The organism is Serratia sp. HNCC26DJ244, assembly GCF_057180565.1.
On the sequence record NZ_JBXUGO010000009.1, the window covers coordinates 1 to 25183 of the forward strand.

Sequence of the window (25183 nt, forward strand, 5' to 3'; positions counted from 1 at the left end):
CCGCTTCTCTGCTTTAAGCCATTGCGGAATAGGGAACTGAGGGGAACGCCGTTGGCGGTGGCCCCACAGGGAGTCTCAGGGTGAGATAAATACTGTAGGCACTGCCAGGTATCCAAACAAGTAGAAAGCCCCGTGCGTCAGCATGGGGCTTTTTGCTGTGTATGATAAAACAGTTATCGCTTCTCTGCTTCAAGCCATTGCGGAATAGGGAACTGAGGGTAATGCCGTTGACGGTGGCCCACAGGAAGTCTCAGGATGAGACGAATACAGTCAGGTATCCAAATAAGTAGAAAGCCCCGTACATAAGCATGGGGCTTTTTGTTATGAACAACTGTTATGCACAACAATGTTAGTGAGGTCTGCCCTGTAAAATGCCTACTCCGGTTTGTGATCGTACAAACTGAGAACGGAAACGCTCGCGCTCTTGCTTGCCGGTGACAGAATTATCAGTGACAGAGAACAACCAAGTGCCAATAAATGCAATGAAGATAGAGAATAGTGCAGGATATTCATAAGGATAGATTGGCTTAGCATGACCGAGGATTTGCACCCAAATCGTCGGGCCTAAAATCATCAGGATAACTGCCGTTAACAAACCTAGCCACCCACCAATCATTGCCCCTCGAGTAGTCAGACGTGACCAATACATGGAAAGAATGATGATAGGGAAATTACAGCTAGCAGCAATAGAGAAAGCGAGTCCTACCATGAAGGCAATATTCTGTTTCTCAAATAGGATCCCTAGCATAATGGCAATGATCCCAAGTAGGAGGACCGTGATTTTGGATACTTTAAGCTCATTACGTTCGGTTGCTTTACCGTCTTTAATCACGCAGGCATACAGATCATGAGAGACCGCTGAAGCCCCTGCCAACGTTAAGCCAGCGACTACCGCCAGAATAGTGGCAAATGCCACCGCTGAGATAAAGCCGAGGAAGAAACTTCCGCCGACGGCATCAGCCAGATGCACGGCTGCCATATTATTTCCACCAAGTAACGCTCCTGCCGCATCCTTGAATGTAGGATTTACACTGACGAGTAGGATGGCACCAAATCCGATAATAAACGTCAGAATATAGAAATAACCAATAAATCCAGTGGCATAAAACACGCTCTTGCGTGCCTCTTTGGCATCACTAACGGTAAAGAATCGCATCAGGATATGCGGCAATCCAGCGGTACCAAACATTAACGCCAGACCTAAAGAGAGTGCGGAGATCGGGTCGGATACCAAGCCCCCCGGGCTCATGATGGCAATCCCTTTGGGATGTACCTTTACGGCTTCAGCGAATAGAGTGTTAAAATCGAAATTCACCGTTTTCATGACCATAAGCGCCATAAAGCTGGCACCTGACAACAATAGTACGGCTTTAATGATTTGTACCCAAGTGGTCGCCAGCATGCCCCCGAATAACACATATAGAACCATCAATATACCAACCAATATTACGGCGACATGGTAATTGAGGCCAAAAAGCAACTGAATCAGTTTACCAGCCCCGACCATCTGGGCGATGAGATAGAGAGCGACTACCACTAAGGAGCCACAGGCGGAAAGGATACGAATGGGTTTTTGTTTTAATCGGTAAGAGGCTACGTCAGCGAAAGTATAGCGCCCGAGGTTACGTAACCGTTCGGCAATAAGAAAAAGGATGATTGGCCAGCCGATCAGGAAGCCAATAGAGTAAATCAGACCGTCATAACCCGAGGTATAGACCAATGCGGAGATACCGAGGAATGAAGCCGCAGACATAAAGTCACCAGCAATAGCCAAACCATTTTGTAACCCAGTAATACGCCCACCTGCCGTATAGTAATCGCCACGGGAACGTGTACGTTTGGAAGCCCAATAAGTAATGTAAAGCGTGGCTCCTACGAACAGGACAAACATGATGATGGCTTGAACATTCAGTGGCTGGCGTTGGACAGCCCCACCAATGGCATCGGCATAGGTTAGCGTGGGCAACATGAGCAGCGTGCTGAGTGATAACAATTTTTTCATTGCTGCACCTCGTTTAAAATCTCAGCATTGAGGCGATCAAATTCGGTGTTAGCACGGTAAGTGTAAATGCCGGTTAATATAAAAGAGAGCACAATTAAACCCATCCCGATGGGAATACCTCGGGTAATGGTTAAGCCAGCATAAAGGGGAGTTCCAAGCCATTGAGGGTCGAAAGCAATCAAAAAGATAAAACTGACATAGATAGTCAGTGTTATGACTGATAATAACCAGGCAAAGTGGCTACGTTTTTTCACCAATAATTTAAAGCGCGGATTATCTTCGATTTTTTGATAAAGCTCTTCATTCATCAGATGTTCTCCTCTGGGTATTAAATAATGGCATCGCTAATTACTTTTTTTCTATTGCCTCATTTGTTGAATTGTAGGCAGCCATTACCTACCCCAGCAGAATTCTCTGGGATGGATGATGGCTACTTTAGGAAACAATTAGCTCCACTTGGCGTTTTTTAAGCGACAAATGTTACTACGTGTCGTTATTCCGTTTGTGTCTGGTAAGCGCTAGTTTATATGCAGGCTGTTCAGCGGATAAAGACCAATGAACAGCCTGCTACGGCAAAAATCAGGATGGAACGCTCATGGATTGTTTCTCTTCTAGCAGCTTGTCTACGACAGCCGGATCTGCCAGTGTTGAGGTATCCCCCAAGTTACTGGTATCACCGGTGGCAATTTTGCGTAGAATGCGGCGCATGATTTTACCGGAACGTGTTTTCGGCAAAGAGTCAGTCCAATGAAGCACGTCAGGTGTGGCAATGGCTCCGATTTCTTTACGTACCCAATCACGCACCTCAGCATACAGTTCTGGCGTCGGCTCTTCCCCATGATTCAGCGTAATGTAGGCGTAAATGGCCTGACCTTTGATGCTATGTGGGATGCCCACCACAGCGGCTTCGGCAATTTTAGGATGGGCAACCAGGGCGGATTCAATTTCGGCGGTTCCCAAACGGTGTCCGGAAACGTTCAATACATCATCAACACGGCCAGTAATCCAATAATAGCCATCTTCGTCACGGCGTGCACCGTCACCACTGAAATACATCCCTTTAAAGGTGGAAAAGTAGGTTTGCTCGAAACGGTCATGATCACCAAATAGAGTACGAGCTTGTCCTGGCCAGGAGTCGGTAATGACCAGATTCCCTTCACAAATCCCCTCTTGCGGTGTTCCCATATTGTCCACCAGGGCGGGCTGTACCCCAAAGAACGGGCGCGTTGCCGAGCCAGCTTTTAACTCGGTAGCACCTGGCAGCGGGGTGATCAGGAAACCACCCGTTTCAGTTTGCCACCAAGTATCGACGATAGGGCACTTGGCGTTACCAATCTTGTTGTAGTACCACTCCCAGGCTTCCGGGTTGATGGGTTCACCCACCGAGCCCATGATGCGCAGTGAATCCCGCTTGGTATTTTCAATCGCCTTATCCCCTTCAGCCATCAAGGCACGTATAGCGGTGGGGGCGGTATACAGGATATTAACCTGATGTTTATCGACGACTTGTGATAAGCGGTTGACGCCTGGGTAGTTCGGCACCCCTTCGAACATCAGCGTGGTGGCACCACAAGCCAATGGGCCATATAACAGGTAGCTGTGACCCGTCACCCAGCCTACATCTGCGGTGCACCAATAAATATCCCCTTCATGATAATCGAAGACATATTTAAAGGTCAGAGCAGCATAGACCAGATAGCCCCCAGTGGTATGCAAGACGCCTTTGGGTTTACCGGTGGAACCCGAGGTATACAGGATAAACAGCGGATCTTCCGCATTAATCTCTTCCGCTGGGCAATCAGCAGTGACATCTTTAATCAGTTCGTGCCACCAAAGGTCGCGGCCTGCTTGCCAGGGACCTGCTTTACCCGTGCGTTGGAAAACCACCACATTGTTGATACTTTTCACCCCAGGATTTTTTAGTGCATCATCGACATTTTTTTTCAGGGGCACAGTGCGACCAGCACGCAGACCTTCATCAGCGGTGATCACCAGTTTTGCGTTGCAATCAATGATACGGCCTGCGATGGCTTCAGGGGAGAAACCGCCAAAGATCACGGAATGTATGGCACCAATGCGAGCACAAGCCAACATGGCGACTGCCGCTTCTGGCACCATTGGCATATAGATAGCGACCACATCGCCTTTTTTTACACCCAGTTTTTTTAATACATTAGCGAACTGGCAGACATCATGATGCAGTTGTTTATAACTCACTTTTTTCGACTGAGTGGGATCATCCCCTTCCCAAATAATGGCGGTCTGATCGCCACGCTCAGCCAAATGACGATCCAAACAGTTGGCAGAGAGGTTCAGAGTACCATCTTCAAACCAGCGGATACTGATATGACCAGGGTCGAAGGAGGTGTTCTTAACCACCGTATAGGGTTTGATCCAATCCAGGATCTTGCCTTGCTCACCCCAAAATGCTGCCGGGTCTTGTACTGATTGTTGATAATATTGTTGATATCGTGCTGGATTAATCAGGGCACGTTCTGCAATTGCAGACGGAATGGGGTGTTTATGCACTTGGCTCATGTTTTTCTCCTTATGTGTGTTAATGATATGTCAACAAATGGTTAATTGATCTTCTACCATGATGTTTTGTTTCTTTTTTGTGTGGCATATCACGTAATGAATGAGCTGATTTGCAGTAGCGATACCTAAATTCGTTCAGCTACTCTCTATCTGAAGTTTGAATTGATTTAAGTATCGGTTGCCAGTTTGTCAATCCGCGAGTTTTGACAGTGGTTATTGATGGGGAGGATGCTGCAGTAATTTTTGATATTCTTCTTGAGTATCAATGTCATAATGAATACCGTTTTCCTGCACCTCAAGAAATCGATAATCCCCCAGCTCAATGACCTGCTTCATTGATAATTTAGGGTCAGCCACATTAATGCGCTCAATGATGGAAGCTGGCAGCAGTACTGGGTGCCCTCTCTCTTTATGATAGCGGGGGACTAGCGCAAAGGGCCCTTTTTCTTGCCATAATGCGGCGTAAATCCCATGTCTGATGCAAGGTAGATCGCCTAAAGTCAGAAAGAAGTAGGGGCTACGTACCTGTTGGACACCAGTACGAATGGAAGATAACATTCCCTGCTGGTAATTGGCGTTATGCACCACCTCAATCTGTGGATGTTGGTGATAGTAAGCTGCTAACTCCTCACCACGAAAGCCGCTGACGACAATGACTCGTTGGCAAAACGCCAACGCATTGGCGATTGCGGTATCAAGAATAGTCCCGTTACCGTAAGGCAGCATCATTTTCCACTGCCCCATGCGTGTTGACATCCCGGCGGCTAGCATTACGCAATCAATATGGGTCATCGTTTACCTACCTGCTGGTACCCATTCATTACTGAATGTAAGGAATTGGAATTATTGACTGATACCCGTTGTCATTCAAGCAGCAGGGGTGCTTTCTTCGATTCTGTTGAAGCCGAGCACAGAGTTCGCATTATGTGGCACAGCCAGATGCGTCTTTGCCCTGCTGATAGGTATAATTCATACTTTTGCTCATTGGCCATTAACATTAAGGAACACTATGCCCTCCCCTGAGTTGAAGGAAAGCACCGCTCGCCAAATAGTTCAGCGTGCGATGAGCATCTTGAAACACTCCGTCAATGTGATGAACAACCGTGGCGTCATCGTTGCATCTGGGGATGCATCACGTTTGCACCAGCTTCACGAAGGTGCATTACTGGCGCTGGCCGAGAATCGCGTGGTGGAAATTAACGAAGCCTCGGCATTGCTATTAAAAGGGGTTCGTCCGGGAATCAATGTCCCCATCTTGTTTCGCCAGGAGCTGGTAGGGGTGATTGGGATATCAGGCCCACCGGATGAAGTCAGAGCTTATGCTGAATTGGTGGGAATGGCGGCAGAATTGGTTATCGAACAGGCTGAAATGTTAGAGCAGTCGCAGTGGGAGAAACGTTATCGCGAGGATTTAGTCCAACTCTTGATCCAGCCCGCCAGTGATCCGGTGATGGTCAGTTCAATTGCGACCTATCTCGGGTTGGATATGACACTCCCCCGTATTGCGGTGATTATTTCGTTAGATGAACGGGCTCATGATCAGTCACCGGCTCTGATTAATCGTCTGACGAGTTTAGGTAAAGAAAGCCTGGTTGCCATGAATGAGTTACATCGTTTCGTGTTGTTGCAACCGCTCAAACTCTCCCACAATACCGAGGTGAACAAGGCGATTGACCGGGTAATGCGGCGGATAAAACAGAATATTAGTGATGAGTTCGCAGTACGTATTGCGGTGGGTGGCTATTTCACCAGTGAGGATGGCCTTTATCGCTCCTATTTAAGTGCCAAGGCCATGTTTGAAACGGCGACGCTAATTCAGTCACGCAAAAGTATTACCAGTTATCAGGAACACTGGTTCCCCGTGCTTTTTAATCATTTTTCCCAAAGTTGGCAGGCTGAAGAGTTAAGTCGATCATGGTTGATACTCAAAGCCGCTGACCGTAAATCGGTATTATGTTCGACATTGCGCAGTTATTTTGATCAAAACTGTGATGTTACGCATACCGCTGAACACCTCAAAATTCATGTCAACACCTTGCGTTACCGACTGCAAAAAATAGGCCAAATTACCAATTTAAATATCAATGAGTTAAATAGCATTGTTCAATTGTTTATCGGCATGAAAATGCACCCATAAATTGTTCTTTACTCCAAATTACTCTCTGCCATAGCCCCTCTTTTTTGGTGGTTTCTCTCAAGATTTTTCGTCATTTCTTTGAATAATGGCGCAAGGTAATCAACTTTTAATCAAAACAACACTTCCAGGAGACCAAGATGGTGACTGTTCCCGTGTCTGCAACAGGCGCATTGATAGCACTTATTGTCGCTATTGTATTAATTTTGCGAAAAGTGCCTCCTGTTTACGGCATGATGGCCGGTGCTTTGGTCGGGGGACTGATTGGCGGCGCAGACCTGATAGAAACCATCAAGCTCATGGTGACAGGTGCGCAAGGTATTACCAACGCCGTATTACGCATTTTGGCCGCGGGGGTGCTGGCTGGCGTACTGATTGAATCTGGTGCAGCCAATACCATCGCCGAAACCATTGTGCGTAAAGTGGGTGAGCATCGGGCACTGCTGGCGCTGGCAGTGGCTACCATGCTACTGACTGCGGTCGGTGTATTTGTGGACGTGGCTGTTATTACCGTTTCCCCCATTGCGTTAGCGATAGCCCACCGTGCTGACCTATCCAAAACAGCTATCCTGTTGGCGATGATTGGTGGGGGCAAAGCCGGTAACGTGATGTCACCGAATCCAAACACCATTGCCGCTGCAGACAACTTCCACGTTCCACTAACATCCGTCATGGCGGCGGGCATTATCCCTGGTCTGTGTGGCCTGGTGATTGCCTATCTATTGGCTCGTCGTCTGGTGACTCGCGGCAGCAAAGTGACAGCCGCAGAACTGGTTGAACACAAGCAGGGTGAAATGCCGGGATTCTTGGCCTCCATTACGGCCCCTTTTGTCGCCATTGTGTTGTTGGCTCTGCGTCCGATCACCGGTATTGCCATTGACCCGCTGATTGCGCTGCCAGTAGGCGGACTGGCGGGTGTATTGGTGATGGGGCGGCTACGTAATACTAATCAGTACATTACTTCCGGCCTGGCACGTATGGCCCCGGTGGCGATTATGCTGTTAGGTACCGGGACGCTGGCAGGTATTATCGCCAATTCCGGTTTGAAAGATGTCTTAATCAGCGGCCTGACGGCTTCGGGCATGCCATCTTATCTATTGGCACCGTTCTCCGGGGCATTAATGTCGATGGCTACCGCCTCAACCACGGCGGGTACTGCTGTCGCTTCCGCGGTATTCAGTTCAACCCTGATGGATATGGGTATCACTGCCCTGGCAGGAGCCGCCATGATCCATGCGGGTGCGACGGTCTTTGATCATATGCCTCACGGTAGTTTTTTCCATGCTACGGGTGGTTGTGTCTACATGCCAGTACATGAGCGCCTGAAATTGCTGCCTTATGAAACGTTGGTCGGCCTGACCATTGCCTTCGTTTCTACGCTGATGTTTGGTGTATTTAATCTTGCTGGTTAATGGAGTGAAAAATGAAAATTGTTATTGCCCCTGACTCATTTAAAGAAAGTTTGAGTGCGATGGATGTAGCAAACGCAATTGAACAAGGATTTAGAGAAATATACCCGCAGGCGGAATACATCAAACTACCGATGGCGGATGGTGGCGAAGGTACTGTTGAGTCAATGGTTGCTGCCACTGGCGGTAAACGTGTCGAACTGTCGGTTACCGGTCCATTAGGTCAGCCCGTGGAGGCTTTTTACGGCTGGCTAGGGGATGGAAAAACTGCGGTCATTGAAATGGCAGCCGCTTCAGGCCTGCATTTGGTGGCAAATGAACAGCGGAATCCCTGCCTGACGACGACATTTGGTACGGGTGAATTGATACTGGCAGCCCTGGATCAGGGTGCGCGTAATATTATTCTCGGTATTGGCGGCAGCGCGACCAATGATGGTGGCGCAGGCATGATGCAAGCCCTCGGTGCACGTCTACTCGACATACAGGGTAACGAATTGGCGCGTGGCGGTGCCGCCCTGTCTCAGATCGCCAAGATTGATTTGTCACACCTTGACCCGCGTTTAGCGGGTGTCGATTTACGGGTAGCTTGTGATGTTGATAACCCGTTATGCGGTCCTAAGGGCGCTTCTGCGGTGTTTGGCCCACAAAAAGGTGCGACGCCTGACAGGGTTGCTCAGCTTGATGCTGCCTTAAAGGTATGGGGAGAGCATATTGAGCAGACAACGGGACGACAGGTGATTGATCTTCCTGGTGCTGGGGCTGCAGGTGGAATGGGTTCTGCACTATCTGGATTATTAATGGGTCGTCTGGAGCCGGGTATCAGTATCGTCACTGATGCCTTGAATCTGGCTGCAGCTGTACAAGGGGCTGATCTGGTTATTACGGGTGAAGGGCGTATCGATAGCCAGACCGTGCGGGGTAAAACCCCAATGGGTGTGGCAAAAGTGGCACAACGTTTTGCGGTACCGACTATCGCCTTGGCGGGTGGCATGACCAAAGATTATGCGGTAGTTCATGAGCATGGCCTGGATGCCGTATTCTCTGTGGTAAACCGCATTGTTACGTTGCCGGAAGCGATGGGTGAAGCGGATGAAAACTTGCGTGTCACTGCGCGCAATGTTGCCGCCGTATGGCAAATGGCTGAGCGTAATAAAGCGGCAAAACAGACCGCTTAATACGTTGTTTGGGGCTAGCGCCAAGAGTTCGTCCAAGTTGTAGCAGTGATACCCATGTGCCCGGTCACAATGTTAATTTGTGGCCGGGTAATCTTTAATCTTATCCCTAAGATTCATCCATCAAAGCCAGTCTACCTCTGGTACAAATCTTATGGCGACTGCCCTGCCATCTTACTGAGTTCGAGTGTCTACTTGCCGTTATCTTGGCGAGCATGATTGCGCTGATGCCTGGACTTATTACAGTAGAAGAGTATTCAGGCAAGTGGGCAGATTATCCTTTTCCCTTTGAGGATGGTTGTACGCAGCCCTTTCGCTTATTCACCAGGCGTTGCTTGGCCTTTTTTACCGAGATGAGTGTACGGTCTGGGAAATAAGCCGCTAACTCTGTTAGGGGCAGATGGAGGTGTTTTTCCAGTTTTTTTAATTCTTCCGGTTGCCACATTCGCTGCTTGCCCGGCCCACTGCAACCAAAGAAACGTAGCCCCATATCATTGGCTTTGATTTTCACCGCGTCGATGGTGCGCCCCACGAGCTTATCTACCGTCGCGGTGCCAAGAAGTGGGTAATATTTTTTCAATATTTTACACTCTTGAGCACTCCAGTTGCGTGCACTAACCACCCCGATGGTGTACGCCATCATAAAAATAGTTTTACGGGTTCGCCCTGGCAGCAGTTGCATAACACGGGTGATACCTTCACCGTTGGCATAATGTGTGCGTATGATGTCTTTTTCTGCTTCACTCCAGAGGGTGGAGGCAGCTTTGCTGCAGCCCAACTTGTTGGCACACATTCTGACGGCAGTGGCGGTTCTGCCAAGGTGCTCGGCAATTTTGCTGGTAGGGGTTTTGCCATAATGCGCTTCTACATAACGCATTTCAGACAATAGCCAGGGTTGCCGGTGGTTTGGACAGTGTGAACTGTCGTTGCGTATCATTGGAATTTCTCCGTATTAGACATACGGTAGCAATTTTAGGATTTTTCTCGTTACCGGTAAACCATCGCAAGAGATTTCGGTAAAAGTGACTGTTCCTGTCAGCCTAGAGGGTGGGGATAACGCTTATGCCATTTAGGGCTGTTTCGCGGCAATTAACGTTATTACCTGTTCATCATCAAAAAAATATTTCCCCTGCACTACTTTCCCCTTCCGCCAACCACGGCCCAGCTCTTTTTGCAATTCAATGGCAAACTCGCCCTCTTTCAGGGCCACCAAAGACAGGTCGGTGAAATCCAAATGGGTATGGACTTGTGGATAGATAAACTTATAAAAAGCCTCTTTGGCCGAGAATAGCAATGTTGCCGCCTGGCATACGGTTAATCCCGGCGAGGTTTTAACCCACTCTCGCTCTGGTACAGTGAAGACCAGATGCTCCAGCGATGGCAGCATCTCTTGCGGTACCGTTTTTTCGATGTCGATCCCGACGCCAGCGTATTCTGACTGCCAAACTGCACAGGCAATGACTCGGTTATCTGTGTGTGACAAGCTACCGTAAGTGCCCGCAGGCCAACGAGGTGAGCGGTCGGCATTCCGTCCCACCCGTGGTGCCGCCATTCCCAACCCGTAGAGAGCTTGGACGGCACAATAACGGCCCGCCAGATATTCAATGCGCCGCGATTCAATGCTGAGTTGGATCTCTTTAGGTAACGTCATGCAATAAGGCAATAGTTGCCGCACATCAATAGACGGCTTATCCAACAGGTAATAGCAGATGCTGATCGCGTCTACAGTGAAATGCGTAGCAAACTCAAGACGGGTGAGCCCATTCACACCACAACTCCATCTGCATGATAAGTAAAAAGGCAGCGGACGTTCTCCGCTGCCCATCTGTTGCCCTTACCTTGTCTGCGGGCAGATCACCTTGCTGATCTCATCACCATATTCCAGGATATCGTGGTGGTGGCAGGCCAGCGGGATCACTCGCAGATGTTCACAGACCGTTTTCAGCCCGTTGTCTGGCACGGCAATCAGCGGTTTCATCACGTCATCCGGCAAATCAGGGTTTGCTCGCATTGCTTTGAACAGCGTAACCTGAGTGGTTTGCAGTTTGTGGCTGAGCTTCGCCTGCGAAAGCCGATCCTCTACCTCTGCCACCGCCTGAGCACGTTCGGCGGTTTCTCCTGTGAGCCCCAGCGTAGCTAGTAGGGTGTCAAGTGAGGTTTTTTCCGTTGTCTGCTGATAAAAACTGTCTAACAGATAGAGTGAAACCTCCTGTATGCCGCGAGCTTCTAGTTGGGCTGCAATTTCCAGTGCGATTAGCCCCCCCAGCGACCACCCCAGGATCTGTATGGGTCCGGCCAGCAAACCATGCGTTATCATCTCCTCCAGATAACGATCCGCCAGTGTAGCCAGTGAAGAAATGGTAGGGCGGTGATAAAGATTGTAATTATCGACACCATAACCATTCATTTTGCCCTGCAAAGTCTGGGCGAAGGGATAGAAGGCTTCCGCACCGACCAGCGCCGGGTGAATCATCCACAAAGCAGGCAAACCCTGGGTTATCTGAGTCAGTGGCAGCACCAGATGGTTTTCACAGGTGGCAAGCAGGTTTTTCAAAGTACGGCATTGGAACAGCCTGACAACAGGGACCGCCGTTTTCAGCAACTCGGATAATTTCATACATACCGAAATCGCCATAAGCGATGTTCCCCCTGAGCGGAAGAAATCATCCGTCATGCCGATTTGCTCACGTTTCAGTGTTTTCTGCCACAGCGCACACAGTTGTTGTTCGAGTGGATTACTCGGCGCAACATAGACATTCTGCTCGACTATTTGCGGTGCAGGCAGTGCCTTACGATCCAGCTTACCGCTAGAATTATAAGGTAGTGCCTGTAGTTGGATTAACGCCGTCGGGATCATATACAGCGGTAACCGCTGGCTGAGAAACTCGAGTAATTCAGCTTCGATCAGGGGTTCATCACACACATAGTAGAGCGCCAAACGCTCCTGTTGCTGATCTTTCCAAACGATAGCGCAGCAAGATTTGATGGTGCCGAAGGCCAGGGCGCTGCTTTCAACTTCCCCCAGTTCAACGCGATAACCATTGATCTTGACCTGAAAATCCATCCGCCCCATAAACTCGAGATTGCCGTCTGGCAGATAACGGCCTGCGTCACCGGTGCGGTAAAGCCGTTCACCCAGTTCAGGATGGTAGATAAACCGCTCCTGAGTGACCGCTTCATTGCGGAAGTAACCCCGGGCCACCCCAGCCCCCCCGATATACTGTTCACCGGGCAGACAAGGTGGCAACACGCGCAGATGGCTGTCCAGAACATAAAACCGCTGATGCGCCATCGCTTTGCCATAAGGCACACTGGGGGTCAGGATCGGTGCATCTGGGATATCGTAGAGGATTGACCAGATGGAACTTTCTGTGGCACCACCGGTGCTGACCACGCGGCAACCTTCACGCCACTGCCGGATACGTGCCGGTAACTGCTTGGCGATCACTTCCCCAACCAGTACCACGGTACGCAACATCGGCCAGCCTTCGCCAGCGGTTTCCCTTGACTCAAGGTACTCCACCAGCAATGTGATTACCGAAGGCGCAGAGTTCCAGAAGGTGACGCCGTGATTGACCATCAGTCGATGCCAGGCATCCGGTTGATAACGTTCTACCTCGGACGGCATCACCATGGTGCCCCCTACCGATAGAATGCCAAAAATATCGAACGCCGAGATATCAAAACTTAGCGCACTGAGGGCTAAGCCACGATCCTGCTTATCAAGGCCCAGTTGTTGAATGGTATCAACGATACTGTTCACCGCGCCGCGATGTTCAACTGCAACGCCTTTGGGGATGCCTGTCGATCCCGATGTGAAGATGACATAGGCGAGGTCATGGGGTGCGGGTAATACCGGCTCCCCAGGCTGTGGTGGTGGTAGCTCGGCCACGATGCCATGGGGGTCGATCAGCAATAGCCTGGCCTGTTCGATGTTCTGCCAAGGCTGGCTGCTGAGGATCACCGGGGTTTGTGATTGCGCGATAACCTCCAAGCGTCGGCGTTCCGGCCAGGATCCATCCAGCGGTAGATAAGCCTTGCCAGCCATGACGATCGCCAACACGGCGATAATCTGTGCCCGCCCTTTATCCACCATCACCGCAATGGTTTCGCTCTGCCTATCCGTGTACTGGCGCAGTTGCAATGACAGCGTCAATGCTGCCTGATAAAGCTCGCCATAACTCAGTTCACCCAAGCTGTCGATAATGGCCACTGCTTGCGGTTGCAGTCGTGCTTGCTGGATAAAATCATGGTGGACTGCACGCTCAAAATCATAGGCTGGTGGGCTGGTTTGCCAACTTGCACGCATTGAGGTTACCTCTGCCGGAGGAACGAGCGTCAATTGGTTAATTCGCCAGCTTCCTTGCTCGACAATCTGTTCCAGGATAGTCAGATAATACTGAGACAGGCAGGTGAGGGTTTCTGGTGTAAACAGTGCCGTGGCATAGTTGAAGACCGCTTGGGTACACCCAACGTCTTTTTGGATACTCAGCATCAGATCAAACTTGGCCGCCTGATACTGTTCTACCAGGCTTTGTGGTACCAGCCACGCGGGTAACGCCGTATTTTGCGTCGCATCTTCCAGAACAAACAGCACCTGGAACAACGGATGACGTGAGATATCGCGTGGTACCTGGAGGTGATCAATCAACTGTTCCAGCGGTAAGCTTTGGTATTTTTGTGCCGCTAGTGACGTGTTGAAAACCTCATGGACATAGTCAGATAACGCCATGTTGTCATCAATTTGTGTACGCAACGGTAGCGTATTGACAAAAAAGCCGATAACCGCACGGGTTTCTGCCGTTGGACGGTTGGCGACTGGGGTGCCCACCAGAATATCCTGCTGACCACTGAAGGCGTTTAGCAATAGATTGAACGCCGACAGGAAAAGGGCAAACGGGGTCACCCCTTCGCGCTGTACAAAGCGTTCTGTTTGCGCGACCAAGGCATCAGGCAAGGTGACACAATGGTTGGCACCACGATGATCAAACTGCGCGGGCCGCACATAGTCGAGCGGCATTTCAAGCATTTGCCAGCCCTGAAGATGTTGTTGCCAGAAGGCTTTCAATCGGTCGGCGTTTGCCGAACTCAGATACGTCTGTTGCCAACTGGCGTAATCACCATACTGCAGGCTTGGTTCGGGCAACGCTGGGTGCAGCCCGGTTCGATAGGCTTGATATAATGCCGCCCACTCTTGCAGGAAAAGAGTTTGCGACCAGCCATCGAAAGCCAGATGATGAACGACGATCAGGCAGTAATGCTGGTGGGTGTTATCCGGTTGTTTGACCTGGTAAATACTGGCTCTAATCGGAATTTCTGCCTCAAGCCTGAATGGTTGGTCGATATCCTGAAGCAACTGTTGCTGCCAAGTGTCGGCATCCAGCACCAAACGCGTAATTTCCAGTTCGCTATCCACTAACCGGGAGAGGGCGGTTAGCGCCTGTTGTTGGCAAATAACGCTACGTAATACGTGATGGCGGGCAACGATAGCCCGTAGACTCTGGCAGTATGCTATCGGGTCAAGGTCTTCATTGAGACGGAACAACATCGGCACATGGTAAAGATGACTGCCACCATTGAGGTTCTCGATAAACCAGAGCTGCATTTGCGAGGATGACAGCGGGTAAGTATCAAGCTGCAACGCGGGTATGACTAAGGGTTGCGCTTCATCATCACCGGTTTTTTTCAGGTAATTGCAGAGATTACGGATCGTCGGGTGTTGCCCCAGATCGCTGAGGGTGACATCCCGTTGCAGCCGGTGGCTGATTTGATAACATGCCTGGATCGCCAGAATCGAGTTCCCCCCGAGTGAGAAGAAGTTATCTTCCACGCTCACTTGCTGGCGTTTTAACAATTCGCACCAAATCTCGCAGCACTCACGTTCCCAGTCACTGTCAGCCACAACAAAATCACGCTGCTCATACTGCGGCACCGGCAAGGCCTTCCTGGCAATTTTACCGTTCTCCGTCAGTGGCATACTCTCGATCTGAACAAACGCCTTGGGCATCATGTATTGTGGCAATTGACTACGCAGGTATTGGCTCAGTGCCGGGATATCTACCGGTTCATTGGCCACGATATAAGCCGCCAGATAGGGCTGTGGATGCGGGATCAGCATGACACAGCAGGCTGTCAGGATGGGATACGACAGGGCAATATTTTCAATTTCCCCTAACTCGATGCGGTAACCGTTGATTTTGACCTGTTGGTCAATCCGCCCCATAAACTCAATATTTCCGTCATGCAGAAAACGACCAGCATCGCCGGTGCGGTAAACCCGTTCTTGCAGTAACTCATGCCAGAAGAAACTGTCGGCGGTCCGCTGGTTATCACCATAATAGCCACGGGCCAAGCCAACACCGGCGATGTAAATCTCCCCTTTCACGCCTTCTGGCACCAGGCGTAGCCAGGCATCCAGAATGTAGAAACGTTGATGCGGCAGTGGCTTGCCATAAGGAATACTGACCGATAACATCGGTTGGTGTGGCACTTCGTAAAGTATGGAGAAGACGGCGGCCTCGGTGGCTCCACCAACGCTACAGAACCGGCTATGGGGTGCCCATTGGCGGCAACGTTCCGGTAGTGAAGTTGCAATCCAATCCCCGCCGACCATCACTGCACGTAAAGCGGGCTCCGGCCCTGAAACTCCGCCGATACTGTTAACATAATCCAACAACAGTTCCAGCAAAGCTGGGGCGCTGAGCCAAGTGGTGACGCGATGAGCAATCATCAGTTGATACCAGGCTTCCGGGTTACTCCGATCGCTTTCGGCGGGCATAACTACGGCTCCCCCGGCTGAAAGTACGCTAAAAATGTCATGAATGGCCAGGTCAAAACTCAGCGCACTGAGTGCAATACTGCGATCGTTCTGGTCAATGGCAAAGTAGCGGTTGGTTCCTTCGATCATATTGACGACGCTGCGGTGCTCAATCGCCACTCCCTTTGGCGTCCCGGTAGAACCGGAGGTGAAAATGATATAGGCAAGGTTGTCTGGAGTGGCATCAATAGGGGGCAAAAGCCATTCAGGTTGCGGCAGGGTTGGTGCATGACCCGCACTGTCCAGCACCACTACGTTAATGTCTGGCGTTACCCAAGCTTCATTGCTCAACAGAGTATTGATGCCGGCTTGTGCCATCACGCCTAAACGCCGTTGCAGTGGCCACCCTTTATCCATCGGGAGAAAGGCTTTGCCACACATCAGTGCCGCCAACATGGCAACCGGCTGCTGACGCCCCTTATCCGCCAATATGGCGATGGCATCCCCCAGTATTTCTCCCTGTAAACGCAATTGGGTCGCCAAGGTTGATGCCGCTTGATACAACGCGCTGTAGGTCATCTCCCCGAACGTGTCGATCACGGCGACCGCTTGAGGATATTGTTGAGCATTGCGCATAAAATCATGGTGTAAAGTACGCTCGAATGAATATCCAAACCGCTGTTCACGATGGGTGGATAGCCATTGTGGTATTTTCTCGGCTGGGAACAGGCTGAGTGTTTTCAGCGGTTCATCGCGGTATTGCACCATCTGCTGCAGGATAGAAACAAAGTAACCGGCGAGTTGACGGATTGATGATTTTTTAAATAACGCTGTTGCAAAGTTGAAACGCGCGGACATCTGATTTTCAGTTGGCGTCAGCGTTAGGGTTAAGTCGAATTTAGCCGTCTGCTCATAGCGACTTAAATCTTCCACCGAGAGCCAGGACGGGTAATCGGCGTTATTGACATCGTCCTCTAGCGCGAACATCACCTGAAACAACGGATGGCGCGAAAAGTCACGGGGCAGTGCCAGGCTATCAACCAATTGCTCCAACGATAGGCTCTGATGCTGTTGTACCTGCAACGTGTTAGTGGCGACCTGATGGATAAATGCTGAGACTGAAATCTCGTTATTCACCCGATTGCGCAACGGTAAGGTATTTACAAAGAAACCGATCAGGTCTTCCAGCTCCGGCTGGCCGCGGTTCGCCAGTGGCGTCCCCACCATGACATCATCTTGGCCGGTATACCTTGCCAACAGCAATGTGAATGCACTTAACATCACCCCATGCAGACTGACTCTTTCTTCACGGGCCAACTGGTTGAGTGATGCCAACAGGTCGGCTGGCAGCATGACATCACAGTTATCGCCACGAGTATCAAACGCAGCAGGACGAACGTAGTCCGGTGGTATGTCCAATTGCTGACAATCCGCCAGGGTTCGGTGCCAGAATGCCAAATCTTCCGCCTTGATTTCTACCTCCCTTTGTTGATGCTGCCAGAGGGCATAATCGAGGTATTGCAGGGGAAGGGCGGCTGGTGGCGGTGCGGTGGGCTGCATGAAATGATGATAAAATATCGCCAGCTCTTTCATCAGGACATCCATTGACCAGCCATCAAAGACGATGTGGTGGAAGACTAATAGGCTTGCGGTATTCGCGTTCCCCGTTGCATCCTGATACTGATAGATGGCCGCGCGTAGCGGTAGTTCGCGCGTTAAATCGATGGGCTGCTGTAAGGCCTGTTGCAGGCAGGTGGCATAGCCTTCTGCCGTCACAACATGTACTGGTACCGCCAACACCTGATCGGTAACCACTTGCCAAGCTTCCCCCGCCTTATCCTGTTTTATCAGGCTGCGCAATACCTGATGTCGTGCCACTATCGCCTGCAGACTTTTGATAAAAGCCGCACAATCCACATCGGCAGAAAGTTGCAGCAAAACTGGCGACAGGTAATGTGTGGCCTCAGTTGACAGTTGTTGCATAAACCACAGGCGCGATTGTTGGAAAGACAAGGGGGCGGTTTGGCACCCGGTTGCCAGGATGGTCTCTTCCTGTACGGGCGGCTCTTGTTGAGCAATATAGCTGCTGAGTGTTGCTACCGTTGGGTATTGATGCAGAGTGAGTGCGGAAACGTTGACCCCAAGTTGTTTATTGATTTCATGGCAAAGTTTAATCGCCAGAATAGAGTTACCCCCCAGGCGGTAAAAATGGTCGTCTATACCCGCATTGCTGTTTAACAACCGGTTAAACAGCACCAGTAATTGACTTTCTAACGGGGTGCTCGGTGTGCGGAAAGGGGTGTTCTGCTCAATAAGTGCGGGTTCGGGTAACGCACGATAATCTACCTTTCGGCTTACCGTCAGCGGGATCGCAGGAATCGCCATCATTGCGCCAGGCACCATATAATGTGGCAGTTGTTCAGCCAGTTGCTGATTGACCTCTTCCGGCGTCAGGTTGCTGCCGGGGGCTAAAACGAACCAGGCCAAAAGCTGCGGCGAGGGTTGTTTACGGGCAATGACTACCGCTTCCGCGATGCCAGGCAGATTGCGCATCACCGATTCGATTTCACCCAACTCAATACGGTAACCGTTGATTTTCACCTGTTGGTCTTTACGGCCACAATATTCCAGACTGCCATCCGGCAAACGACGAACCCGATCGCCGGTGCGATAAAGACGGCGATAGTCCATTTCTTGGTGAAACGGATTATCAATAAATAGGCTGGCCGTCAGTTCAGGCTGGCCAAGATAGCCACGAGCCAAACCAGCACCCGCAAGGTACAGTTCACCTTCGACACCCAGTGGCAACAGGTGGAAGTTTTCATCCACCACATAGCCCCGCATATTGGTGATCATGTGACCGATATTGCGGGCGCCGTTGTTGCGATACAGATTAACACTGGCGCTGACCGATGCCTCGGTAGGACCATACATATTGGCAACCTGTAAACCACAAGCCAGATAGTGATCAAGCACATCCTGCGACGTTGCTTCACCGCCAACGCCCAGATAACGTACCGAGTCTGGAAATGTGGGTTTGGTGCTGAGCAGTGCAGGGGGAAGGAAACAGAAGTTGATCTGCCATTCGGCCATTTGCTTGGTGAGTAATGGCAGATCCAAGCGCTGAGCTTCATTGGCAATACACAGACAGTGGCCATTATCAAGGGCGATAAAAACTTCAAACACATGCGCATCGAAGGCGAATGTAGCAAACTGCATGCAGTTCAGTACATGATGATCGTTGGCTAAGAGCCGCTGGGTATGGCCCTGGATCATATTGACGGCACCACGGTGTTCACACAGCGTCCCTTTGGGTCGCCCTGTGGTACCGGAAGTATAAATGACATAAGCCAGTTGTCGGCTATCAAGCTCAGGCAACGGTATATTGTCAATTAACGCCGTGTGTTCCTGCTGATCAATCAGCAAGCAGTGGCTGTCGGGTGCGTTTTGTAAAATGGTATCTTGCAGTTTTGCTTGCGTCAGTACCAACGGACTGTTCACATCCTGTAAAATATAGGCCAGCCGCTGTGCGGGAGCGTGAGGATCCAACGGCACATAGGCCGCCCCTGCCTTCATGATCGCTAATATACCCACCACTGCGTCAACGCTCCGTTGAAGGTAGAGCGGGATCAGCGTATCGGTGGGCATTTCCTGACCGCAAATACGCAGATATTCTGCACGTATATGCTGCGCCAACCGGGTGCTACGTTGTTCAAGCTCACGGTAACTGAGCGCCTCCCTCTCATCCTTGAGCGCCATACGCTCAGGGTAAAGGTGGCTATGTTTCTCAAACCCGCTAAGCAAGGTCGTCTGCGAGGGGGATAGAGGAGCAGCGCTATGATAGTGATCCTGCAGACGCTGCTCCTGCTGCGGAGTCAGATAGGAGAAGGTGGATATCAATCGTTCGGGTTCATTTAATACCGAACGCAACAAATAGAGATATTGCTCCGCCAGTTCGAGCATTTGGGTCTCATCGAATAGATCAGATTTGTATCTCAGCCTGAAATTAAAAGCGTTTTCGGATTGCTGATATTCGAGCAGAAGTTCAGAGCCGGCCAGATCAACATTCAAACGGTGATCCACACTGATCTGGCAACCGTTAAACACCAGCGGTGAGTCTTTCAGATAGGCTTGGGTAAAATTCACATTCAGTTGCTGGATCTGGCTTTGGCTTAGTATGTCGTAAGTGGGTAATTTTGTGTGTCGCAGCTTGCCAGATGCCTTGAGCTTTTTTGTATAATCTAACGTATCCCGATACAAGCTGGCGAAAGTGGCCTGAGGCAATAATCGTAGTGGGAAAATAGCAGTGTTTACTTGCGCGCCATAATAAAGCTCTTTTCCCCCTTCGGCAGCCACGGGATAACCAATATGTACCGTTTTCTGTTCAGATTGGCAGGCGATTAATAGTGCCCAGAGTGTTTTGAAAATCAGAAAAGGGTTCGCATACTTCACGCCGTCTTTCAGACGATGCCATTCTGAAAGTGATAAGCTAAACCTGACTCCCCCAGATGAGTCCGAACCTGAGGACTCAGTACGAATATAAGGTAAATCAACACGGGGAGGGCAGTCTGCCAGTAACTCGCGCCAAAAAGCCAAAGAATTAAAGTCTTGTTTTAAGCGTGATACATCATGGTCATACTGTTTATAAAGTTGCTGCATCTGTGCCAGGTTAGGCGTATTGGGCAGTGCCTGCTGGCCCTGATTATAGTAATAAGACAGAACATCATAAAATTCTTGCCCAGAAAGGCCATCGATTAGAACATGATGTAACACAGCAATAAAATCATATCTCTGCGACCCCATCTCAATTAAATAAAAACGGCAAAGCGGCCCTTCGGTGAGATCAAATGGTGTACAGATCAGAGAGGCAAGATCACAAGAGGAATCAAGCAATTCAAGCGTTATGCTTTTTTCTGTTTTTACCCAGTGGAGTTGCCCATCCTTTTCACTCAAAATATGGTGAAATAAGATATAATCACGTACTACACCTTGTATTGCATGACGTAGTCTATTGATATCAAAATCACCATCAATGGTTTGGATGGATACCATATTATATTCGAATGATTGCGGGTTAATAATATATTCATTCCAGAACATCTTGGTATAGGGCGAGATGGCAATCAGCTCCATTGAGTTAATCCTCTTATATAATGATTTCTTTGTGCTTTTAAAGATAAAAGCCATTGCCTCTCAACAGTGTGTATAGGCAATTTATCTCTAAGGAATGGGCACAAATTGTTGAAATGTAGGTGTACAAAAACGAATCAGGATGTTCACATGAGTGGACGATATTTAATCACCTGCACTAATACTTAACTCGCGTTCACTTGGTTAAGCCTGGAATCTGTGTTTAATGCTTCAAGATAACCATGATAGGCAAACTATTATTGTTGGAACATTATTCACATACTGCCCAGAACAGCAGACCATCACTCTTTTCTCTCTGCTATACCCTTCAGCCCGGCACAAGTGTTGTTCAAAACGCTCAGCGTTTTGTCTGGCAACTCGAATTATTTTGGCTATAAGCCTATATGAGGTCTGCGCATTCTTGTTCGCCTAGTAGTGTAATCATAAGATTATAAAATGCAAATCATTATTAGTTCGTGTAATGCGTTATCGTAATTATTTGATTTTATTTATAAAAATAAATAGTGAGACGGATTGTTTTGTAATTTAAAGTTAATTATTAAATCTATCTTCATTTTATTGTGTCCTATTAGGTGAAAAAGCGAGATACAAGGTCCAGGCATGCCCTTTTTTGGTGATTTGGGCCAGTTATTTATTCTTATTTAAATAAAAAGGGAACATTTCATCTGCCATTAGTCTGATTACGGTTAAATGAGATTTAATTTTTATTTAAGTTAATTTTTAATCTAATATTCTGTTTTTTGTTTCAGTGATTAATTCCATGGACTTTTCTTTTTTTTATTCGTTTTTTGTATTGGATTATTCGTGGGCTGTAGTTAGTGGGGCAAGAACAGTTAGTGGGGCAAGAACAGTTGGCGGGTCAAGATCAAGTTGAGTAAGATGGTGGCGTTTTGAGCGGTTTGTGAAATCGGTAGTGTATATCCCTTGTGTGCTAGACCTGCCAGCACCGTTCGCCGTCTACCCAAATTTATTGTTGCTGCCCGCTGCCCGGCTGGTGGGGCTGGCAATATCGGTGACGATGGGGCTTAAGAAATATTTTTGAGAGCAATACGAGTGTTAATTATATATTAAAAACAATGTGTTATTTGAATTTGAATAAATTGAAAATTTCACCAATTTCTGTCAAAAATTCGTTGTCAGAATGGATATTGACCTATTGTGCGACCAACAGGTCAGGCATTATGGGTATTCCTGACGGGCGTGTAGAACATCAAGTACTTCAATACAATCGAACAGTACCCGATACACAACGATATAGTTGGGGTGAGCGATGATTTCTCGTGTGCCAGGAACTCGACCAGGGCGAAAAATATAAGGGTGCTCCGTTGCTGGAAGCGTTGAGTCTTGAATACGATGTAACAAAGACTCGGCAGCGAAAGGGTTTTGTTCAGCAATAAAACCGATTAGTGTGTAAAGTGCAGTTCTGGCATCGTCAGTCCACTTGACTGGTAACATCAAGCTGGTTTCCTTTTCATTTTAGCTTCTTCAATAATCTTCCAAGCGCCAGCCATCACTTCATCGTGAGGTATACGGGGCTTGGTACTGTTCATCGCTGCTTCTACTCTGGCACGGAACCAGCGGTCATAGCTGTCGGCCTGCTCCTGAGTTTCAAACTCGGATACGATGGGGGACAGTTTGGTTACCATATTGACTTACTCCTTTCTTTGCTGCTCTTTTGACCAGTATAGCCTGTTACGCTGTTCGGACCAAGTGGATGACAAAGGCCTGCTGTTGTTCCTTACCAAAATTTTCAAAATCTCCCTTCTCGTTGTTTGCTGGTACCTAGTGGAGTGGGTTGCCAGCTCTCGTCGAAGCCAGTTCAGGGCAGCGAGAAAGACGAGTTGGCGCTGGCCCTTAAAGTATTTGAGCGGAGCCTGGAGCAGTCGAGAGGTGGGGTTCAGGGGTAAAGCTGTGGTATAGGTGGTAACAACGACCAGCAATCTAGCGGAGCGCCACAAAGCAAAAACCCAGCCATAGGCTGGGTTCTCTGAATAAGCTGTCAGCCAGTAATGCGGTAAATGGTACGTCAGTATCCAGACGGAATACGACGTCACTGAACCAGCTCATACCTCAACGTCGATGGTGGGTCTTGATGCGGGTGTGGCAAAGCTCGTTACGCTATCAAATGACACCATTTTTGAGCCTGTAAACAGTTTTAAATCCAACCAGAATAAACTTGCCAGACTCCAGCGTGACACGCAACCAGCGGTCATCGCTTTCCATAAGGGGAACTCATCAAGATGTGGGTACAAAGCTCATCGAGCTATTACCGAAGAAAAATCTGTTTCATGTTTTAACAATATGTTATTCCACTACCGGGCGAATAGACAACGCATTACTGGATGCAAGAGCATGTAGAGTTGAATGATTGCCAGCAATCATCAAGCAGACGGCAGCTTTTGATGCAAGACTATTGTTGGTATTGCTCCAATAATAACCGATTGAGCCCACCTTGTGGAGTGTGCTAAATGAACTGTCACGTAAACCTACCGCTGGTAGGAAAATGCTATTGCCATTCTCTTTGTCGGTAAATTTTGTGCCGTCTATTCCGTTTTGGGTCGCTTGCTGGTAACTGACTTTTTCTTTATCAAATAAAGACATCATTTCATTCATCGTAGGTACTCGCCAACCTGGAGGGCTAGGGTCGTTATCCTTTTCCCATTCGGTACCTTCGGGGTCAGTATCATTCCAATCGGTCACTTTATTATCAGTGGTATTCCATGCCTTTTTTCTGTTCCATTGGTAAAATTTTCCTGCATTTTCTGGGGATTGGGCAAAAGTACCTACTTCGTCTACATTTCGGGTTGCCCACGTAACACCATTAATGACTACGCGGTCATCTGCTGACGCGAATCCAGTAATAATCATTATAAAGCATAGGGTTAAAAAGGTTATTACTTTTTTCATGGTGTCATTCCTTCTAAAAAACAGTGAATCTTATCTGCCCCTTGTTGAAATTTTTGCACATATTCAGGTTTTTCAATTTTATCGTATTATCAGCACGTACACGAAAAAGCCCACCTGCGCTAACAGGTGGGCTTTTCAAGAACCGAGTTTTAACAACCGCTATACAAGTAGTCGAGCTGCCTGATAGATTACAGTGTGTTAACAAGGTCTTATTTCGTACCCGTCATTTTTTCATCCTGAAAGAATGACAAGCGCTTCTGAATAAGTGGTGCCCGGACTCGGAATCGAACCAAGGACACGGGGATTTTCAATCCCCTGCTCTACCGACTGAGCTATCCGGGCAACGGGGCGCATTAAACCGTATTGCTGATGTGGCGTCAACGGGTTTATGGAAAAAAAACTGAAAACAGAGCTGATTGCTGGCTTTTCAGTCAAGGTGTTCAAAATGCTATCTTTATCCTGCATGCCATAAAACCTCGGCTTGCAGTCCGGGGATATCAGGCACGGTTTTCCACCTAACGGGGTGTTTGCTGTTGCTTAACTTAATGCACCGAATTTACGGCACTGAGCAATCTGTAGAATATCTGCTGCTAGACGTTTAGCGACAGCGACATCCTGCAACTGCCGGTTGACGAGCAATTTACTGAGACATCCCTCTTGCACCAGTTCCATTTGTTGGGCAACCAAATCGGCATCATCGACATCCATCTCTCGCAATAGCTCACGGGTGAAATGGAAAGAAGCTAATTTCTGTTGCTCAGCTAACTGGTGAATAGGGTGGTCGCTGGCGGGGAACAAACTACAGGCAGCAATAAACAGACAACCAGGATAACGCTCATTGAGAACATGTGCGGTCAACACATCATAACGTGCCAACAGCTTTTGCTGTACGCTAAAAGCTTCATCAAGTTGCAACTGGCGGCGCCAAGTATCAATTTGTTGGCCATGATAGCGTAAGCAGTCATACAGCAAAGCTTCGCGATCTGGCCAGAATGGCTGTATATCATGGATTGAAACACCCAACTTGGTGGCCAGCATATCGAGTGTGGTGATCGCCAGCCCCTGCTTTTCCAACAGCTTCAGCGCGGTATTTAAAACTTGTTCACGTTGCAC

The 25183-nt window shown here is 49.0% G+C and carries 14 protein-coding genes, 1 tRNA gene and 2 pseudogenes; 5 read left to right on the forward strand and 12 right to left on the reverse strand.

Annotation, left to right across the window (positions count from 1 at the left end; genetic code table 11):
- Positions 1 to 349: 349 nt before the first annotated feature.
- The 4 genes from actP to AC2A06_RS09235 form a co-directional block, all read right to left on the reverse strand.
- The gene (actP, locus tag AC2A06_RS09220; RefSeq protein ID WP_484380081.1) at positions 350 to 2002 is read right to left on the reverse strand and encodes a cation/acetate symporter ActP; all 1653 of its coding nucleotides are present in this window, start codon (positions 2000 to 2002) and stop codon (positions 350 to 352) included.
- Positions 1999 to 2310, reverse strand: coding sequence for a DUF485 domain-containing protein (locus tag AC2A06_RS09225; protein WP_023489798.1), 312 nt, complete (start codon positions 2308 to 2310; stop codon positions 1999 to 2001). Before AC2A06_RS09225 ends, actP begins: the two co-directional genes overlap by 4 nt.
- 271 nt (positions 2311 to 2581) lie before the next feature.
- On the reverse strand, positions 2582 to 4540 hold the full coding sequence (gene acs, locus AC2A06_RS09230) for an acetate--CoA ligase (RefSeq protein ID WP_037387139.1): 1959 nt from the start codon (positions 4538 to 4540) through the stop codon (positions 2582 to 2584).
- A gap of 213 nt (positions 4541 to 4753) precedes the next feature.
- Positions 4754 to 5332, reverse strand: a complete 579-nt coding sequence (locus tag AC2A06_RS09235; RefSeq protein ID WP_484380082.1) for an NTP transferase domain-containing protein — start codon at positions 5330 to 5332, stop codon at positions 4754 to 4756.
- 217 nt (positions 5333 to 5549) lie between these two features.
- Between AC2A06_RS09235 and AC2A06_RS09240 the strand changes: the two genes are divergently transcribed.
- The 3 genes from AC2A06_RS09240 to AC2A06_RS09250 all read left to right on the forward strand — a co-directional run bounded on the left by AC2A06_RS09240 (position 5550) and on the right by AC2A06_RS09250 (position 9258).
- Entirely contained in the window at positions 5550 to 6677 is a 1128-nt protein-coding gene (locus AC2A06_RS09240; protein ID WP_023489883.1) for a sugar diacid recognition domain-containing protein, read from the forward strand.
- A 137-nt stretch (positions 6678 to 6814) separates the two neighbouring features.
- Positions 6815 to 8086: a GntP family permease gene (locus AC2A06_RS09245; RefSeq protein ID WP_484380083.1), complete on the forward strand. Its 1272-nt coding sequence runs from the start codon at positions 6815 to 6817 to the stop codon at positions 8084 to 8086.
- An 11-nt stretch (positions 8087 to 8097) separates the two neighbouring features.
- Positions 8098 to 9258 (forward strand): glycerate kinase, encoded by a 1161-nt coding sequence (locus AC2A06_RS09250; RefSeq protein ID WP_484380084.1) that lies wholly within the window; start codon positions 8098 to 8100, stop codon positions 9256 to 9258.
- Positions 9259 to 9529: 271 nt separating this feature from the next.
- Here the strand turns inward: AC2A06_RS09250 and AC2A06_RS09255 are convergent, their stop codons facing one another.
- The 3 genes from AC2A06_RS09255 to AC2A06_RS09265 all read right to left on the reverse strand — a co-directional run bounded on the left by AC2A06_RS09255 (position 9530) and on the right by AC2A06_RS09265 (position 21145).
- Complete coding sequence (locus AC2A06_RS09255; protein ID WP_484380085.1) at positions 9530 to 10192, reverse strand: hypothetical protein; 663 nt, start codon at positions 10190 to 10192, stop codon at positions 9530 to 9532.
- 132 nt (positions 10193 to 10324) lie between these two features.
- Positions 10325 to 11023 carry a 4'-phosphopantetheinyl transferase family protein gene (locus tag AC2A06_RS09260; protein WP_484380086.1) on the reverse strand — a complete coding sequence of 233 codons (699 nt, stop codon included), beginning with the start codon at positions 11021 to 11023 and terminating at the stop codon, positions 10325 to 10327.
- Between the two features lie 66 nt (positions 11024 to 11089).
- Entirely contained in the window at positions 11090 to 21145 is a 10056-nt protein-coding gene (locus AC2A06_RS09265; protein WP_484380087.1) for a non-ribosomal peptide synthetase, read from the reverse strand.
- A gap of 910 nt (positions 21146 to 22055) precedes the next feature.
- On the opposite strand from AC2A06_RS09265, the pseudogene AC2A06_RS09270 reads away from it, so the two are divergent.
- Positions 22056 to 22205: pseudogene (locus AC2A06_RS09270) on the forward strand (IncC plasmid conjugative DNA transfer DtrJ family protein); the annotation flags it as partial.
- Between the two features lie 137 nt (positions 22206 to 22342).
- Here AC2A06_RS09270 and AC2A06_RS09275 read toward each other — a convergent pair.
- The gene (locus tag AC2A06_RS09275) at positions 22343 to 22618 is read right to left on the reverse strand and encodes a type II toxin-antitoxin system RelE/ParE family toxin (protein ID WP_484380088.1); all 276 of its coding nucleotides are present in this window, start codon (positions 22616 to 22618) and stop codon (positions 22343 to 22345) included.
- A complete protein-coding gene (gene relB, locus AC2A06_RS09280) occupies positions 22618 to 22809 on the reverse strand; it encodes a type II toxin-antitoxin system RelB family antitoxin (RefSeq protein ID WP_037384417.1) in 192 nt (63 codons plus the stop codon). Before relB ends, AC2A06_RS09275 begins: the two co-directional genes overlap by 1 nt.
- A gap of 364 nt (positions 22810 to 23173) precedes the next feature.
- Here relB and AC2A06_RS09285 point away from each other — a divergent pair.
- Positions 23174 to 23356: pseudogene (locus tag AC2A06_RS09285) on the forward strand (transposase); the annotation flags it as partial.
- A 111-nt stretch (positions 23357 to 23467) separates the two neighbouring features.
- Here AC2A06_RS09285 and AC2A06_RS09290 read toward each other — a convergent pair.
- The 3 genes from AC2A06_RS09290 to AC2A06_RS09300 form a co-directional block, all read right to left on the reverse strand.
- A complete protein-coding gene (locus AC2A06_RS09290; protein WP_484380089.1) occupies positions 23468 to 24070 on the reverse strand; it encodes a fibrobacter succinogenes major paralogous domain-containing protein in 603 nt (200 codons plus the stop codon).
- Between the two features lie 266 nt (positions 24071 to 24336).
- Positions 24337 to 24412, reverse strand: a tRNA-Phe gene (locus tag AC2A06_RS09295).
- 195 nt (positions 24413 to 24607) lie between these two features.
- The gene (locus AC2A06_RS09300) at positions 24608 to 25183 is read right to left on the reverse strand and encodes a transcriptional regulator (protein WP_484380090.1); all 576 of its coding nucleotides are present in this window, start codon (positions 25181 to 25183) and stop codon (positions 24608 to 24610) included.

Excerpts from the sequence above, each read along its gene's own strand:
- AC2A06_RS09245 (WP_484380083.1), top strand. The coding sequence starts at position 6,815 with ATGGTGACTGTTCCCGTGTCTGCAACAGGCGCATTGATAGCACTTATT.
- acs (WP_037387139.1), bottom strand. The coding sequence starts at position 4,540 with ATGAGCCAAGTGCATAAACACCCCATTCCGTCTGCAATTGCAGAACGT.
- AC2A06_RS09250 (WP_484380084.1), top strand. The coding sequence starts at position 8,098 with ATGAAAATTGTTATTGCCCCTGACTCATTTAAAGAAAGTTTGAGTGCG.
- AC2A06_RS09255 (WP_484380085.1), bottom strand. The coding sequence starts at position 10,192 with ATGATACGCAACGACAGTTCACACTGTCCAAACCACCGGCAACCCTGG.
- actP (WP_484380081.1), bottom strand. The coding sequence starts at position 2,002 with ATGAAAAAATTGTTATCACTCAGCACGCTGCTCATGTTGCCCACGCTA.
- AC2A06_RS09240 (WP_023489883.1), top strand. The coding sequence starts at position 5,550 with ATGCCCTCCCCTGAGTTGAAGGAAAGCACCGCTCGCCAAATAGTTCAG.
- AC2A06_RS09225 (WP_023489798.1), bottom strand. The coding sequence starts at position 2,310 with ATGAATGAAGAGCTTTATCAAAAAATCGAAGATAATCCGCGCTTTAAA.
- AC2A06_RS09265 (WP_484380087.1), bottom strand. The coding sequence starts at position 21,145 with ATGGAGCTGATTGCCATCTCGCCCTATACCAAGATGTTCTGGAATGAA.
- AC2A06_RS09290 (WP_484380089.1), bottom strand. The coding sequence starts at position 24,070 with ATGAAAAAAGTAATAACCTTTTTAACCCTATGCTTTATAATGATTATT.
- AC2A06_RS09275 (WP_484380088.1), bottom strand. The coding sequence starts at position 22,618 with ATGTTACCAGTCAAGTGGACTGACGATGCCAGAACTGCACTTTACACA.
- relB (WP_037384417.1), bottom strand. The coding sequence starts at position 22,809 with ATGGTAACCAAACTGTCCCCCATCGTATCCGAGTTTGAAACTCAGGAG.
- AC2A06_RS09235 (WP_484380082.1), bottom strand. The coding sequence starts at position 5,332 with ATGACCCATATTGATTGCGTAATGCTAGCCGCCGGGATGTCAACACGC.